This is a genomic window from Rhodomicrobium sp. (assembly GCF_047605405.1).
GTDB classification, from domain to species: Bacteria; Pseudomonadota; Alphaproteobacteria; order Rhizobiales; family Rhodomicrobiaceae; genus Rhodomicrobium; species Rhodomicrobium lacus.
On record NZ_JASGFR010000022.1, the window covers coordinates 20,698 to 34,792 of the forward strand.

The 14,095-nt window shown below is 62.5% G+C and carries 14 protein-coding genes; 8 read left to right on the forward strand and 6 right to left on the reverse strand.

Annotation, left to right across the window (positions count from 1 at the left end):
- Positions 1-10: 10 nt before the first annotated feature.
- Entirely contained in the window at positions 11-502 is a 492-nt protein-coding gene (locus tag QM659_RS10375) for a ParB/RepB/Spo0J family partition protein (RefSeq protein ID WP_415188368.1), read from the reverse strand.
- Positions 503-926: 424 nt separating this feature from the next.
- Between QM659_RS10375 and dinB the strand changes: the two genes are divergently transcribed.
- Positions 927-2,066 carry a DNA polymerase IV gene (gene dinB, locus QM659_RS10380; RefSeq protein WP_415188369.1) on the forward strand — a complete coding sequence of 380 codons (1,140 nt, stop codon included), beginning with the start codon at positions 927-929 and terminating at the stop codon, positions 2,064-2,066.
- Between the two features lie 293 nt (positions 2,067-2,359).
- Here dinB and QM659_RS10385 read toward each other — a convergent pair whose 3' ends face one another.
- A complete protein-coding gene (locus QM659_RS10385) occupies positions 2,360-3,169 on the reverse strand; it encodes a lytic murein transglycosylase (RefSeq protein ID WP_415188370.1) in 810 nt (269 codons plus the stop codon).
- A gap of 101 nt (positions 3,170-3,270) precedes the next feature.
- Positions 3,271-3,735 (reverse strand): RrF2 family transcriptional regulator, encoded by a 465-nt coding sequence (locus QM659_RS10390; protein WP_127078016.1) that lies wholly within the window; start codon positions 3,733-3,735, stop codon positions 3,271-3,273.
- A 590-nt stretch (positions 3,736-4,325) separates the two neighbouring features.
- Between QM659_RS10390 and QM659_RS10395 the strand changes: the two genes are divergently transcribed.
- Entirely contained in the window at positions 4,326-5,690 is a 1,365-nt protein-coding gene (locus QM659_RS10395) for a pyridoxal-phosphate dependent enzyme (protein WP_415188371.1), read from the forward strand.
- Position 5,691: 1 nt separating this feature from the next.
- Complete coding sequence (locus QM659_RS10400; protein ID WP_415188372.1) at positions 5,692-6,858, forward strand: trans-sulfuration enzyme family protein; 1,167 nt, start codon at positions 5,692-5,694, stop codon at positions 6,856-6,858.
- A gap of 37 nt (positions 6,859-6,895) precedes the next feature.
- On the opposite strand, the gene QM659_RS10405 is transcribed toward QM659_RS10400, so the two are convergent.
- Genes QM659_RS10405 through QM659_RS10415 form a run of 3 tightly spaced genes read right to left on the reverse strand, consistent with a single transcriptional unit; the run spans position 6,896 to position 9,409 of the window.
- Positions 6,896-7,591, reverse strand: a complete 696-nt coding sequence (locus QM659_RS10405; RefSeq protein ID WP_415188373.1) for a DUF1847 domain-containing protein — start codon at positions 7,589-7,591, stop codon at positions 6,896-6,898.
- Positions 7,592-7,598: 7 nt separating this feature from the next.
- The gene (locus QM659_RS10410) at positions 7,599-8,396 is read right to left on the reverse strand and encodes an ABC transporter ATP-binding protein (RefSeq protein WP_127078022.1); all 798 of its coding nucleotides are present in this window, start codon (positions 8,394-8,396) and stop codon (positions 7,599-7,601) included.
- Positions 8,390-9,409 (reverse strand): ABC transporter permease, encoded by a 1,020-nt coding sequence (locus tag QM659_RS10415; RefSeq protein WP_415188374.1) that lies wholly within the window; start codon positions 9,407-9,409, stop codon positions 8,390-8,392. The genes QM659_RS10410 and QM659_RS10415 overlap by 7 nt, the downstream gene beginning before the upstream one ends.
- Positions 9,410-9,963: 554 nt before the next feature.
- Here QM659_RS10415 and QM659_RS10420 point away from each other — a divergent pair.
- From QM659_RS10420 to QM659_RS10440, 5 genes are all read left to right on the forward strand, one after another.
- Positions 9,964-11,091, forward strand: a complete 1,128-nt coding sequence (locus QM659_RS10420) for an ABC transporter substrate-binding protein (RefSeq protein ID WP_127078026.1) — start codon at positions 9,964-9,966, stop codon at positions 11,089-11,091.
- Positions 11,092-11,486: 395 nt separating this feature from the next.
- Positions 11,487-11,774: an accessory factor UbiK family protein gene (locus tag QM659_RS10425; RefSeq protein WP_127078028.1), complete on the forward strand. Its 288-nt coding sequence runs from the start codon at positions 11,487-11,489 to the stop codon at positions 11,772-11,774.
- 419 nt (positions 11,775-12,193) lie between these two features.
- Positions 12,194-12,691 (forward strand): YbjN domain-containing protein, encoded by a 498-nt coding sequence (locus tag QM659_RS10430; protein ID WP_415188375.1) that lies wholly within the window; start codon positions 12,194-12,196, stop codon positions 12,689-12,691.
- Positions 12,688-13,500, forward strand: a complete 813-nt coding sequence (proC, locus tag QM659_RS10435; RefSeq protein WP_415188376.1) for a pyrroline-5-carboxylate reductase — start codon at positions 12,688-12,690, stop codon at positions 13,498-13,500. Before QM659_RS10430 ends, proC begins: the two co-directional genes overlap by 4 nt.
- 145 nt (positions 13,501-13,645) lie before the next feature.
- Positions 13,646-14,017, forward strand: coding sequence for a hypothetical protein (locus tag QM659_RS10440; RefSeq protein ID WP_415188377.1), 372 nt, complete (start codon positions 13,646-13,648; stop codon positions 14,015-14,017).
- Positions 14,018-14,095 lie beyond the last annotated feature (78 nt).

The following is a 14,095-nucleotide window of genomic DNA, read 5'->3' on the forward strand; positions in this document are numbered from 1 at the left end:
CAATAAGTGCCTATTTTTTACAGAATACGTGGGGTGGCCTTGATGCCTTTGTCGGTGGCAATGCGATACACGCTGCTTCGCCCGATGCTGAGCCGTCGCGCCGCTGGCGGCACGTTAAAGCCAGCTTGGTCTTGCTGTTAGCCTGGCCAGCAACTGCGATGGCGTCTTTGAGGCTGCCATCAAACCATTCCACGGGCACGTCGGGACGCCCTTCGCGCTCGTAAGCTATCACCCTATGATGGCCGTCGAGCACGACCGCGCCGCTCTTCGTGGCTAGCACCAGCACAGGATCAAGATCACCCCCACGACCTTTCGCCCTGAGTGCCTTCCTGAGGTTCGTAACGTGGTATTCATCAAGCCCGTCCCGCGCTCCGAATGCTCGCGGCTGGAACAACTCCGGCCTCTTCATCAGACTATTCAGGGACAATCTTTGTGGCCGCTCTTTTTCCCAGGTCCGCAATTGCTCCATCGCAGGGCCTGCCGAGTAGACGCCGAAGGTCATTCCGGGTCGCTTGTGCCCGACCACGACCGCTATGGTTCCCTCCGGGATGCCCGCTTGCTCAGCCTTCGTGATGAACCATCGCCACCGTAGCGATTATGGACTCGGGTTCGCCCGCTCACTGCTACACAAACTCCTCCACAGGCTTGCGTCTTGGCCTATTTTTTTCTATGAAAATCAAGTAACTTTAGTCGGGGAAGCCGTCTCCGGCCCTGGGCACCATTGCCTCCCTCCTTTTTCGCCGTAGATTCCGTGCTTTACGGAAGTGTCCTCGCGCCTTGCGAGGCGGCCGCCGGCTTGAAGAACGACTGGCTTTAACGGCGTGGACGTAAATCGAGAAGCCTGTTGTCCTGGCTCCACAATCTCTCCAGCGTCGTGCGCGTCAGATTCGCGGTATGACGCTGTAAAGATCGGGGAGAAGCCAGCCATGTCGGAGCCGGGAGATCGGATACGGGAGGCAAGCGAGCCGTTCGGCAAGATCCGCAAGATCATCCATGTCGATATGGATGCCTTCTTTGCCTCCGTGGAGCAGCGCGACAATCCTGAACTGCGCGGCAAGCCGGTGGCTGTCGGCGGATCGGCCGCGCGTGGCGTGGTGGCCGCCGCCAGTTACGAGGCCCGGGTTTTCGGCGTGCGATCGGCGATGCCCTCGGTCACGGCGAAGCGGCGCTGCCCCGATCTGATCTTCGTGAAACCGCGGTTCGAGGTCTATCGCGCCGTTTCAGCGCAGATTCGGGACGTTTTCGCAGAACATACCGACCTCATCGAGCCGCTATCGCTCGATGAAGCCTATCTGGACGTAACCGAGAACAAGCAGGGCATCGCCGTCGCCTCCACCGTGGCGAAGATGATCCGGGATCGGATCAAGGAGGTAACGGGCCTCAACGCCTCGGCAGGGATCTCGTACTGTAAGTTTCTTGCCAAGATGGCGAGCGATCTGAATAAGCCCAACGGGCAAGCGGTCATCACGCCGTTGCGCGGCCCGGAGTTCGTAGCGGCGCTGCCCGTGAAGAAATTCCATGGGGTCGGCCCTGCGACGGCAGCGAAGATGGAGCGCCTCGGCATCCTGACCGGCGCTGATCTGCGAGAGAAATCCGTCGAGTTCCTGCACGACCATTTCGGGAAGTCGGGCAGCTGGTATTACCGCATCTCGCGCGGGATCGACCATCGACCGGTCGAGCCGCATCGCGAACGAAAGTCGGTGGGGGCCGAGGATACCTTCTCCGAGGACATCTTCGACCTCGGTCCGGCGAGGCGCGAGACCGCCGCGCTGGCGGACAAGGTTTGGCGGAGTTGCCTGGCGAAGGCGTTGACCGGCCGCACGGTGACGCTCAAGGTCAAATACGCCGACTTCCAGCAGATCACACGCAGCCGAACCTTCGAGCGGGCCTTGCGCGAAGCGGACGAACTGGCCGCGATTTCCGGCTCGCTGCTTGAGCCGCTGTTTCCGGTCGGAAAAGGCATACGCCTCCTCGGCGTGACGCTATCGTCACTGGAACCGAGACGGGAAGCAGCCGCCGTTCAGCTCAGCCTCGAATTGCCGGACGGTGTGAATCCGGGGGCATGAGAGGGGGGCGCGGGAGATGATCGCCGCCCAAACCGCCCACCGCTCGGACGTGACGAGCCTACAGCGCTCCGATTTTGCGGCGGCCTGCCTTTTCAGGGAAGCGCTATCGCCGGGTGCGGCGCCAGCATCATTCCTTTTCAATATCGGGGATCGAGCACCAGGCGCTTTTTCGCCGACCCCGGCGTTTGCAGCGGCAGCCGTTAATCGAGCGGCGCACGGCGCTGGCATTTATGGTATCGATCAGCTTGTCACGTCTGATCGAAGGATTTAACGCAGGCTGATCTGGAAGTGCGTCACCGGCCTTCCGTCAATCGTCGGGCGAAATAGACGATCGTCTTGCGATACACTTCGGAACGATTCCATTCGCGCAGAACCTGGAAGTTCTCGCTTCCCTCTTCGTAGGACGCACCCGCACGCCAGCCATTGACCTTGAGAAGGTTGGCGGTGGAAGCGAGCACGTCGGGCACGCTGTGCCGAAGGTCGACATGGCCGTTTCCGTCGAAGTCCACCCCGTATTTGATATAGGACGAAGGCAGGAACTGTGTCTGGCCAATCTCGCCCGCGTAAGCGCCCTTCAAGTCCGAAAGCGGAAGATCGCCGCGCTGCACGATCTTGAGCGCCGCGATCAACTCGCGCTGAAACAACTCCGTGCGGCGGCAATCCCATGCGAGCGTCGCAAGCGTGCGGATCACCGGAAGTTTCCCCATGTCGCCCGAACCGTAATCGGTTTCGAGCCCCCAGATGGCGACGACAAGCTGCGGCGGAACGCCGAATCGCTGCTGGATGCGAGACAACAGCGCGGCATGCCGCTGCAGCATCTCTTTGCCCCGCTTGATGCGCGCCGGATGCACGCGCTTTGCGGCGAAAGCCTCGAAGTTCGGGCTGCTGAAGGAACTGCGCTGCTTGCGGTCGAAGGCCAGCACCGCCTGATCGAGGCCCGCGCCTGCGAGCGCGCTGTCGACGACGGACCGCGAAATGCCCGCTGCCGCCGCGTCGCGCGAAACCTGCGAAATGAAGCCCGAAAAGTCGCCGCCGCACTGCGCTGCGTGCCCCGCCGGGACCGAAAATGAAAGCAGAACCGCCGCGAGGATGCACCTGATCACGTCATGCCCCCTTTCTCTTGGCCGCCGCCTACATGGCATGGCGCCGGTTTCGGGGCAATAACGGCACGCCGCAAGTCCCGATTGGAACGCCGATGCGCGCCTCAGGCAGCCACAGCCGCCTGATCGCTGACCGCAGCACGCTTTTTCCGCCGCTTTGGCGATGCCATGTCGGCAAGCGAGCGATTGTCGAGCACGACCGAGATGGCATTGCGCACCTCCACCATGATGGCGCGGACTTCGCAAGCCTCTTCGCAATCGCAATCGTCGCAAGGACGGTAAGCGGTGACGCTCGCGCACGGGATCGGCGCCAGCGGACCGTCGAGCACGCGCACGATGTTGCCGACGCTGATTTCCGCAGCCGGTTTCGCGAGCGCGTATCCCCCTGCCTTGCCCTTCTTGGAATAGACGAGCCCGCCCTTGCGAAGCTCGGCGAAAATCTGGTCAAGGAACTTCTTGGGGATCGAGTTTGCTTCCGCAATCTCGGACACCTGCGCGATATCGCCGGGCACAAGGCGTGCCAGATGCACCATGGCCTTGAGGCCGTATTTCCCTTTCGCGGTCAGCAAGGGTTTCTCCTTTCCTCAGATCACCCCTTCGCAAGCCCAGGCTTCGAACGGGACGACGACCAGAGAAAAATCATTTCTTGAGGCAAAAGTCCAGAATGTTAATCAACTAACGTGGTCACCTTAAGCGCTAGACCTTTTTTCCCTGGATGAAATGCGAAAAGACACAAGCCTATCTAATTTTTTCGCTACTTATGCGCGAACTCGCCTCTTTTCAAACGCTCCGGTATGCGCGCCTCGGCGATTTGCATCTCGGCAGAAAGCAAAGCGGCTGCAAAGTTCGCGGCAGGCGCGGGAAGGAAATGCCGAGAATGATAATTTCATAGAACGTTATCCCAACAAGGCGTAATTTTGCGGGCGATACCTCCAAAAGCCTGGCCGAAGCTCAGCAATTACGAAAAAATTTCGCTGGATTTCCGTGCGTTGACCTTGCACAGCAAGGAGACATTCCGGTTGCGGGCGGGGCGCGATTGTCCCGATCGCCTGCGTCGGGGCTGTTTTCCCCTCGTGGGCGGCCGATCGGTTTCCGACATACTTGAGACGCGTGCTGCGTGCGTTGAAACGCGGCACTCGAAACGCAGGAAGGGTCGATCATGACAAACCACAAAGGCCCCTTGGCACTCGTCGGCGATACTCCCATCGTCGAACTGTCGCATCTCGACACCGGCCCTTGCCGCCTGTTCGCCAAGCTTGAAAGCCAGAACCCAGGCGGTTCCATCAAGGACCGCATCGCTGTTTCGATGATCGATGCCGCCGAGAAGTCCGGCACGCTGAAGCCGGGCGGCCGCATCGTCGAGGCGACCGCCGGGAACACCGGGCTCGCGCTGGCGCTCGTCGCCACGCTGCGCGGCTACACGCTGACGCTCGTCATCCCCGACAAGATGAGCCGCGAGAAGATTGCCCATGTCCGCGCACTGGGGGCGGAAGTCGTTCTCACGCGCTCCGACGTACCGAAGGGCCACCCCGAATATTATCAGGACGTGGCAGAGCGCATCGCGAAGGAAACGGGCGCGTTCTTCGTGGACCAGTTCAACAACCCCAACAATCCCGCCGCGCATGAACGCAGCACCGGACCCGAAATCTACAAGCAGCTCGACGGCAAGGTGGACGCCATCGTGGCGGGCGTCGGTTCGGGCGGCACGATCACCGGCATCTCTCGTTACTTCGCGCGCGTATCGCCCTCGACGGATATCGTGCTCGCCGATCCGAAAGGGTCTATCCTTGCCGAATATATCAAGTCGGGTGTGGTCGGCGAGGCGGGAAGCTGGCTCGTGGAAGGCATCGGCGAGGATTTCATCCCGCCCGTCAGCGATCTTTCGCGCGTCACCCACGCCTACACGATCACCGACGGAGAAAGCTTCGCGGCGGCGCGCGAACTGCTTCTGAAGGAAGGCATCCTCGCGGGATCGTCGTCCGGCACGCTGCTCGCCGCCGCGCTTCGCTATTGCACCGAACAGACCGAGCCGAAGCGCGTCGTCACGCTCATCTGCGACTCCGGCAACAAGTATCTGTCCAAGATGTACGATGATCGTTGGCTGACCGATCAGGGCCTGCTTGAGCGGCCGCGCTTCGGCGACCTGCGCGATCTCATCGCCCGCCGTCACGATGAACACGCAACCGTGACGGTCGGACCGGACGATACGCTGCAAACGGCGTACAGCCGCATGAAGCTCTACGACGTGTCGCAGGTGCCGGTGCTCGATGGCGACCGCTGCGTCGGACTTCTGGATGAAAGCGACCTCCTCGTCGCGCTCACCTCCGGCACGCTCGATTTTCATCGTCCGGTGAAAGCCGCGATGGCCGCCAAGGTCGAGACCGTCCAGGCCAGCCGGCCGCCCGAGAGCCTTCTGCCTTTGTTCGACCGCGGCCTCGTGGCCGTCGTCGTCGACGGCGAGCGCTTCCTCGGCCTCATCACCCGCATCGACCTCCTCAACCACCTACGCAGAAAGATGGACTGACGTGGCCAAACATCATCGACACACGAAAACGGCGACCAAGGTTGTGCATGCGGGCGTTGAGCACGATGCTACCGGCGCCGTCATGACGCCAATCTATGCCTCCTCCACCTTCGCGCAAAGCTCGCCCGGCAAGCACACGGGCTGGGAATATGCGCGCTCTGGCAATCCGACGCGCGCGGCGTTCGAAAAGGCCGTGGCCGACCTCGAAGGCGGCGTTGCGGGTTTTGCGTTCGCGTCGGGCATGGCAGCCGAGGCGACGGTTCTCGAACTCATCGACCACGGCAGCCATATCGTGGCGAGCGACGACCTTTACGGCGGCACCTGGCGGCTTCTCGAACGCGTCCGCAAACGCACGGCGGGCCATTCCGTGACCTTCGTCGACGTAACCGACCTCGACGCCGTGAAGGCTGCGGTGCAGAAGGGCAAGACGCGCGTCATCTGGATCGAGTCGCCGACGAATCCGCTTCTCAAGGTGCCGGACCTCGCCGCCATCGCCGCCATCGGCAAGGCCGCGGGCGCGCTGACGGTCGCGGACTCGACCTTTGCCTCGCCGATCATCCAGAAACCGCTCGATCTCGGCTTCGACATCGTTCTGCACTCGGCGACAAAATACCTGTCCGGCCATTCCGATATCATCGCGGGCGTCGTGGCGGTCAAGGAACCCGCGCTCGCGGACGCGCTGCGCTTCCTGCAGAATGCGACGGGTGGGGTGCTCGATCCTTTCCCGGCCTTCCTCGCACTTCGCGGCCTCAAGACGCTGGCGCTTCGGATCGAGCGGCACAGCGCCAACGCGCTCGCCATCGCGCAATCGCTCGAAGGACACCCGAAGCTCAAGCGCGTGATCTACCCCGGCCTTGAGAGCCATCCGCAGCACGAGGTTGCCGCGAGGCAGATGAACGGCTTCGGCGGCATGCTGACGATCGACATCGATACCGATGAAGCCGGCGTGCGGCGCGTGCTGGAAAATCTGAGCCTGTTCACACTCGCGGAGAGCCTCGGCGGCGTGGAAAGCCTCGCGGGGCATCCCTACACCATGAGCCACGGTTCGCTGCCGCCGGAGCGGCGCGAGGCCCTCGGCATCGGCTGGGGACTGGTGCGGCTGTCGGCGGGCATCGAGGACGCGGGCGACCTGATCGCCGACCTGCGGCAGGCGCTGGAACACGCCTGAGCGCTCACCTTGTGGGGAGGCGGCGAAAAACCGCCCCCTATTTTTTCTTGGCCCTGCCGGCCTTCTTCGCCTTCGCGTCGGGCTTGTTCGGTCCCCAGACGCGGCTGTAATACGTATCGGCGAGTTGCAGCGCGGCGATCGGGTTATGACCGAGCACGCGATCCTTTGCGACGAGCACTGTCGAAAGCCCGTTGGCATATTTGAAAAACAGGCTGTCGTGGCCGAGGCAGAGCCCGAGCACGATATTGAACTCGGAACCGTGGCGGTTCAGCATCTCGGCCTGCGTGACGGGATTGCACATCGGCTCGAAGCCGCCCGGCTTGATCTTCTCGCCGTCCTTGAGGCCGATGTCTTCCTTCGGGATGTTCCCCGCCTTGCACGACACTGAAACCACATCGAACCCGTGGCTTTCGAGGATGCGGGACAGCACGTTCGCCTGCTCGATCAGGCCGATACAGTTCGCGATGCCGAGCTTCTTGAAGCCCATGCGCTTCGAAAACTCGACGATTTCCTCGACGCGCGTCCACTTGCAGTAGCCTTCCGCCTCGACGCGCGCCGATACCTGCGCAACCTTCAGCGTCTCCGCGTCGTCGTAGAGGGACCAGCCGTCGAGGATGGTCGCGGGATCGACCTTGCTCGGGCAGAAGCCCGGCCCGCGCGCCTCCGCCTCACCCTGCTTGCACGCCTGCACCGTGGAGGGACACAGCGCGCATGTCGGATCTTCGTAGGTCATCGCTGCCTCACCACGTCGCTTCAAGGCCGAGAAGACCGAGGATTTCACGGCGAAGCTCCACGAGACGGGCATCGTCGCGGTGGCGCGGGTAGTCGCGATCGACAGAGATATCCGCCTTGATGGTGGCGGGGCGGTCGCTGAACACGATGATCCGCGTCGCCATCACGAGCGCTTCCTCGACGTCGTGGGTGACGAGCAACGCCGTGAAGCCCTTCTGGTGCCAGAGCCGCACGATTTCGCCCTGCATCGAGATGCGCGTCAGCGAGTCGAGCTTGCCGAGCGGCTCGTCGAGGATGAGGAATTCCGGGTCGTTGACGAGCGCGCGAGCCAGCGCCACGCGCTGCGCCATGCCGCCTGAAAGCTGATGGGGATAGGCTTTCTTGAAGGGCGTGAGGCCCACGAGCGCCAACGCTTCATCCACGCGATGGCGGCGCGTCTTCAGCAATCCCTGGGCTTCGAGGCCGAGCGCCACATTGTCATAGACGCTGCGCCACGGATAGAGCGTCGGATCCTGAAACACGACGACGCGCGAGGGGTCGGGCCCGGTTATCGCCTTGTCGTCGACACGGATCTCGCCGCGCACGGGCTGGTCGAGACCGGCCACGAGGCGCAGCAGCGTCGACTTTCCGCAGCCGGACGGCCCGAGCAGCGCCACGAATTCGCCCGGCGTCACACGAAAATTGACATCCGCCAGCACCGGCAGCGGCTTGCCTTCGAGCGTGAACGAATGGGTTACGCCATGGACGTCGAGCGGCCGTGCAGCGGCGGCAACCGGCTCATCGGCATAAGCAACAGCGCTCACCATTTCACATCGCCTTTCTGATAGGAGAGAACACGGTCGCGGATCTTGAACAGCAGGGAAACGAGGCCCGTGCACATGACCGCCATCACGATCAAAGCCGCGTACATGTTCGCGTAAGCCGCCCAGCCCTGCGCCCACTGAAGATAGAAACCGAGGCCAGCCTTCACGCCCATCATCTCGGCCGTGACAAGCACGGCGAAGGACGCACCGAGCCCCATGAACAGCCCGACGAAGACATGCGGCAGCGCAGCCGGGATTGCCACCTTGAAGATGAGGAAGCGTTCGTTCGCGCCAAGCGTCCGCGCCACGTCGTAGTAAGCCGGGTTGACGCTCGCGACGCCGGACCACGTCAGCACGGCCACCGGAAAACCGGTTGTCAATGCGATGAGGAAAACGCTGGCGCTGAAGCTCGACGGGAAGGCGAAAAAGGCGATGGGGAGCCACGCGATGGACGGCACGGGGCCGATGAACCGCATGATAGGATGCACCCAATAGCCGAATGTGCGCGACCAGCCGAGCGCGACGCCCACCCAGAAGCCGATGATGGCGCCAAGTGCAAAGCCGAAGAATTCCAGCCTGAGCGAAGCGATCACGCCTTCGATGAGTTTCGGGTAATCGTCGGTGAAGACTTCCAGCAGCCCGTGCGGCGGCGGAAAGAAAGGCTGCGGCAGAAGGCCGAGCTTGCCCGCGAGCAACTGCCAGATCAGCGTGAAAACGCCGAGTGCAAGCGACCATGGCAGCAGGCGGCGCACCTTCTCGCCAAGCGCGGGCTGCCAGATGCCCGCGACGACGCCGACAAGAAGAGCGGCGGCAATGAAGACGCTCAGCGCCGCGAATTCTGTCACGCGTCCGAAATCGATGATGTCGGGCATATGATAGGTTACGCTTGCCGTCGCAAGCCACGACGCGCTCGCCGCGAACGCGAGCAGCAGCGCGAACGTCTTGATCGCCGGACGGGACCGGGGAAGGTTTGATGCTTCGCTTCCCTGTTCCAGCGTTGTCGTGATGAGGGTCATGAAACTCCCAAGAAGCGGCCTGCGTCCAGCGCGGCACAAACACATCCGGTTCGCAGCGGCGAGGCCGGCGAACGAGACAATTTTAGGGGTAGCGCGCCCCGCGCATCAACCGATATTTTTCGTTTTGACGCTTACTCTCCTCCCTTTAGGACATTGAATTTCAACAAATCTGCACTTTGTGAGATATATTTATCGAAAAACGGTGTTGCACGAAGAATTTGCTCCATTCTGTCGGGAAATATGGACTGCGGATCGCATCACCCTTGCGGCGTTCAACGACGTCGCCTTCGCATCAGCGAAAAAGCCAAAAAGCAGTCGCATTCAGCGGGTGGACGGGATGGGATTGCGTCCTGACTTGATCTTTTGGCAAACCTGACCGCAGCCAGCCGCAAATCGGCGATAATTGCCTCCGATTGCACCGCGAATACTTCATTTTTGACGGGCCTTCCTTTTGTTTAAATTTGACCAAAACCATCGCCCTCGTCAGGATATCGGTTGAAATTTGACGGCTTTTCCGGGCGCAATCCGAGCCTGGAATTTCGGAGGACATGATCATGACCCACGGCACACAGAATTCGGACGACGCAGATGAAAAGGCGCCTGCGGAAACGCAGCCGGTCATCAGCCGCCGCGCGATCCTGACAGGCGCGGGCGCCGTCGCCCTCGCGGCGCCGTTTGTGCTCTCGGCACGAGGAAGCGTTGCCGGGCCCATTCCGCCATTCCCGACCGGCCTGCCCGATTCGGCCGTATGCCGCGTTGCGGACAGCGTAGCCGCCACGGGACCGCTTAAGAAAGTGAGCCTCGCCTGGAATGCGGGGGCCGCCTGCCTCGTCGGCATAACGACCACGAAAGAGAAGGGCATCTTCGCCAAGCACGGGCTCGACGTGGAACTCGTCAACTTTTCGGGCTCGACGGACCAGCTTCTTGAAACCATCGCCACCGGCAAGGCCGACGCCGCCGTCGGCATGGCGCTTCGCTGGCTGAAGCCGCTCGAAGGCGGTTTCGACGTGAAGATCGTGGGCAGCACCCATGGCGGCTGCTTGCGCCTCCTCGTGCCCGCGACGAGCGACATCAAGAAACTCGAAGATCTCAAGGGCAAGACGGTGGCCGTGAGCGACATGAATTCACCGTCGAAGAATTTCTTCTCCGTGCGGCTCAAGAAAGCCGGGCTCGATCCGGAGAAGGATGTCGATTTCCGCCCGTTCCCGCTGCCGCTCCTTCGCACCGCCGTGGAGAAAGGGGAGGCGCACGCGCTCGCCGAAAACGACCCGATGCCGTATATCTGGCTGAAGGACGGTCAGTTCGTGGAAATTTCGTCGAACCTCACCGACGAATATGCGAGCCGCGTCTGCTGCCTCATCGGCGTGCGTGGCACAACGCTGCGCGAGGACAAATCCACCGCTGCGGCCATCGTTCGTGCGCTCGTGGAAGGGGCATCCTATGCACATCAAAATCCGGAAGAGGCCGCCGCGACCTATGTGCCTTATACTGCCGGCAAGACCACGGTCGAAGATGTGACGAATCTGGCGAAATACCACACGCACGGCCATCACCCGAACGGCGCCGAACTCAAGAAGGAGCTGGCGCTTTACGCCGAAGAACTGAAACTCGTGAACGTGCTGAAGCCTTCGACGGACATCTCCAGATTTGTCGACCGCATCTACGCGGATGTGGTCAGCTGAGACGACCTTGGCGGGCGCCTCGTGCTCCCGCCAGCATCGTGACCGCGCGCGACAGAGACAGATAAGCCTGTTCGGATCGGGGCCGAGTCGACGCAGGCTTATCGGCACCCCGAAAGCGCTCGCCGCTTCTGATTTCAAGGCACGACGCCTTAGCATCGCTGCCGCGAGTCCTGAGTGTTTCGTTACCTGGGCGCGCGCCTTGCTTGCGTCATAAAGGAGCGCGCGCCCGGTCCTTGGGCACGCGTCGTGCGCCCTAAGCCCTTGTTATCGTGTCACTATCAAACAAAACCGGTCGACCGCGAACGAGTTCATCGGTTCATGGAGCCCGCGCGCGCTTGAAGCCGCACCGCGCAGTGATTAGGTTGCCCCAAACCACATTTCCATGGGGATCGATCATGACGCAGACTACGGGCCGGCTTTTCGACGATATCGCCAAGTTCATGACGGACGCGGCCGGCGCGGCTCAGGGCGCGCGGCAGGAATTCGAGACCGCCGCGCGCAGCCAGGCGGAACGTTTCTTTCGCAGCATGGACCTTCCGCAGCGCGAAGAGTTCGAGGCGGTGAAGGCCATCGCGTTGAAAGCACGCGAAGAAAACGAGCGCCTCGCCAAGCGCGTTGACGAGCTTGAGGCAGCGGTTGCCCGTCTGCAGGGCACGGCGCCGACTCATGGCGGAACCGTCTGACCGGCGGCGGCGCGGCGGCTCCCTCGCTTGCGTTCCGTGATCGACCCGGGGTGACGTGAGCGGGGCCTCGGACGCTCGCCTATTAGCATGGGCCGCAACAGGAATTTTCGCCCGCGCCTCCGGATAAAATCGCCCGTCACGGGCGGCGTCATTCCGGCGCGCCTGGCGCGGTTCGGGCCTTGCCCATTGCGGCTTATCCTCCTCCGCTTTTCGCCTGCGGTCGACACATCGGCAACACTATCGAGCTAACGCCCCCTCCACGATGTTTTCCCCGTGGAGAAAGTGTCGACGCGATTGCGCGTGACAGGCGGATCACCCCATAGGCTGACAAGCATATGCGGTGAGACCGGGCGAATACGGCGGTTGTCGTAGTGGGGCATGTCCGGAACACTCTCGCCGCAGCTCAGAAGGGAATTGGGATGACCACTGCCGGGCAGGACTACAACCGACTTTCACACCCCGTGGACCTCGTGGAACAGATTGCGTGCGTGCAGGATTGGACCTTCGAGCGTTCGAGCGAAGATGAGTTGACTGTATCCGTGGCGGGCGAGTGGTGCGATTATCATATCTCGTTCAACTGGCGGGACGACCTTGAAAGCCTGCACATGGCGTGCGCGTTCGATTTCAAGGTGCCGCGCAACCGCATATCCGAGATCTATCGGCTTCTGGTGCTGATCAATGAGCAGCTTTGGCTCGGACATTTCGACATCTGGTCTTCCGAGGGCCTTCTGCTCTACAGGCAGGGTTTGATGCTGAACTGGGCCGAACCGACCGCAAAGCAGTGCGAAGCGCTTTTGCAGGCTGCAATCGACACGTGCGAGCGCTATTATCAGGCGTTCCAGTTCGTCGTGTGGGCGGGAAAGCGCGCCGAAGACGCATTGGCAAGCACCATCTTTGAAACCGAGGGGCAGGCGTGACCGAAACCGGGCGGACTTCATCGATCTTTCTCGTCGGAGCGGGCCGTATGGGCGGCGCGCTTCTTCGCGGCTGGCTTCGTGCAGGATTTCCGCCCTCCGCCATCGCCGTGCGCGAGCCACAGCCCTCGGCGCAAATGACCGCGCTCCTTCAGGACAAGGGCATCCCGATGCTCCCCGAGGACGAGCCGGATGTCATGGTGCTCGCGGTGAAGCCGCAGGTGCTCCCCGAGGTGCTGGCCGAGGTCGCCCATCATGCCGGGCCTCACACGGTGGTGCTGTCCATCGCGGCGGGCCGGACAGTGTCAGGCATCGCGGGCCAGTTCCGCGAAGGCACGGCCATCGTGCGCGCGATGCCGAACCTTCCCGCCGAGATCGGGCGCGGCGTGACCGGGGCTTTCCCAAACGCCAATGTAACCGATGCCCAGCGCGCGTTGTGCGACAAGCTTTTGCACGCCGTCGGCGAGGTGGTCTGGGTGGACGACGAGGCGCAACTCGACGCCGTGACGGCCGTCTCCGGGTCGGGGCCGGCCTATGTGTTCTATCTCGCCGAATGTCTGGCGCATGCCGCCGAGGAGGCGGGGCTTCCGCCCGACCTCGCGATGAAGCTCGCGCGGGCCACAGTGGAAGGTGCTGGCGAACTCATGCATCGCTCGCCGCTCGAAGCCGCGAAACTGCGCGAGAACGTTACCTCTCCCGGCGGCACCACCGCCGCCGCCCTCGCAGTCCTTGCGAAAGACGAAGGGCTCAAGGCGCTGATGCGCGAAGCCATCGCTGCTGCCGCGCGGCGCTCGCGCGAGCTGTCCCAATAGCCGCGCGGCTTGCAGCATCGGTATCGCGTCGGTCGGACGCCAGCCGCCTTACAGTCCTGCTGTTACCTCCCATCGCAAATGTGTGCTTGGTAAAAAAAGGGCCCTTGGCGTAAGGTTCGGGCAAATCAACCGGTTCAGCGGTGTGATGGGTAAACCGTTTGGCCAATACCGCGCGGTTGCGCTGTGGTTCGCGTTAGCGGCAGCTCTGACGCGCATCGTGCTCGCGGGCGGGTTGATGCCCGTCCTGTCGGAAAACGGTTTCGCGCTCGTCGTTTGCCGGGGGCTGGCTCAAACGGCGCCCGATTCGGGAAACGACGCCCCCGCCGACCGCGCGCACCATCCCTGCCCCTTCGCGTTCAATGGCGTCAGCTCGGCGGCAGTCCCACAGTTCCACCCGCCGAAGCCGCGATGGATTGCAGAGCGGACGACTACGCCCGTTCCGAACGATCTGGCTCGCGCAGTCGTCCTCTCCACGTTCCGGCCACGCGCGCCCCCGGCCGTATCGATCCCTTCGTAAGCAAATGCCCGATGCCCGCCGCTCGGTGGCGATGGCTCGCGGCTTCTCTTCCTCGAAACACACAGAACGAAACGGATT

Bases quoted from the DNA above. Each gene is read 5' to 3' on its own strand.
- QM659_RS10395 (WP_415188371.1), top strand. From the start codon at position 4,326: ATGACAAACCACAAAGGCCCCTTGGCACTCGTCGGCGATACTCCCATC.
- dinB (WP_415188369.1), top strand. From the start codon at position 927: ATGTCGGAGCCGGGAGATCGGATACGGGAGGCAAGCGAGCCGTTCGGC.
- QM659_RS10440 (WP_415188377.1), top strand. From the start codon at position 13,646: ATGGGTAAACCGTTTGGCCAATACCGCGCGGTTGCGCTGTGGTTCGCG.
- QM659_RS10425 (WP_127078028.1), top strand. From the start codon at position 11,487: ATGACGCAGACTACGGGCCGGCTTTTCGACGATATCGCCAAGTTCATG.
- QM659_RS10405 (WP_415188373.1), bottom strand. From the start codon at position 7,591: ATGACCTACGAAGATCCGACATGCGCGCTGTGTCCCTCCACGGTGCAG.
- QM659_RS10410 (WP_127078022.1), bottom strand. From the start codon at position 8,396: ATGGTGAGCGCTGTTGCTTATGCCGATGAGCCGGTTGCCGCCGCTGCA.
- QM659_RS10415 (WP_415188374.1), bottom strand. From the start codon at position 9,409: ATGACCCTCATCACGACAACGCTGGAACAGGGAAGCGAAGCATCAAAC.
- QM659_RS10420 (WP_127078026.1), top strand. From the start codon at position 9,964: ATGACCCACGGCACACAGAATTCGGACGACGCAGATGAAAAGGCGCCT.
- QM659_RS10375 (WP_415188368.1), bottom strand. From the start codon at position 502: ATGACCTTCGGCGTCTACTCGGCAGGCCCTGCGATGGAGCAATTGCGG.
- QM659_RS10430 (WP_415188375.1), top strand. From the start codon at position 12,194: ATGACCACTGCCGGGCAGGACTACAACCGACTTTCACACCCCGTGGAC.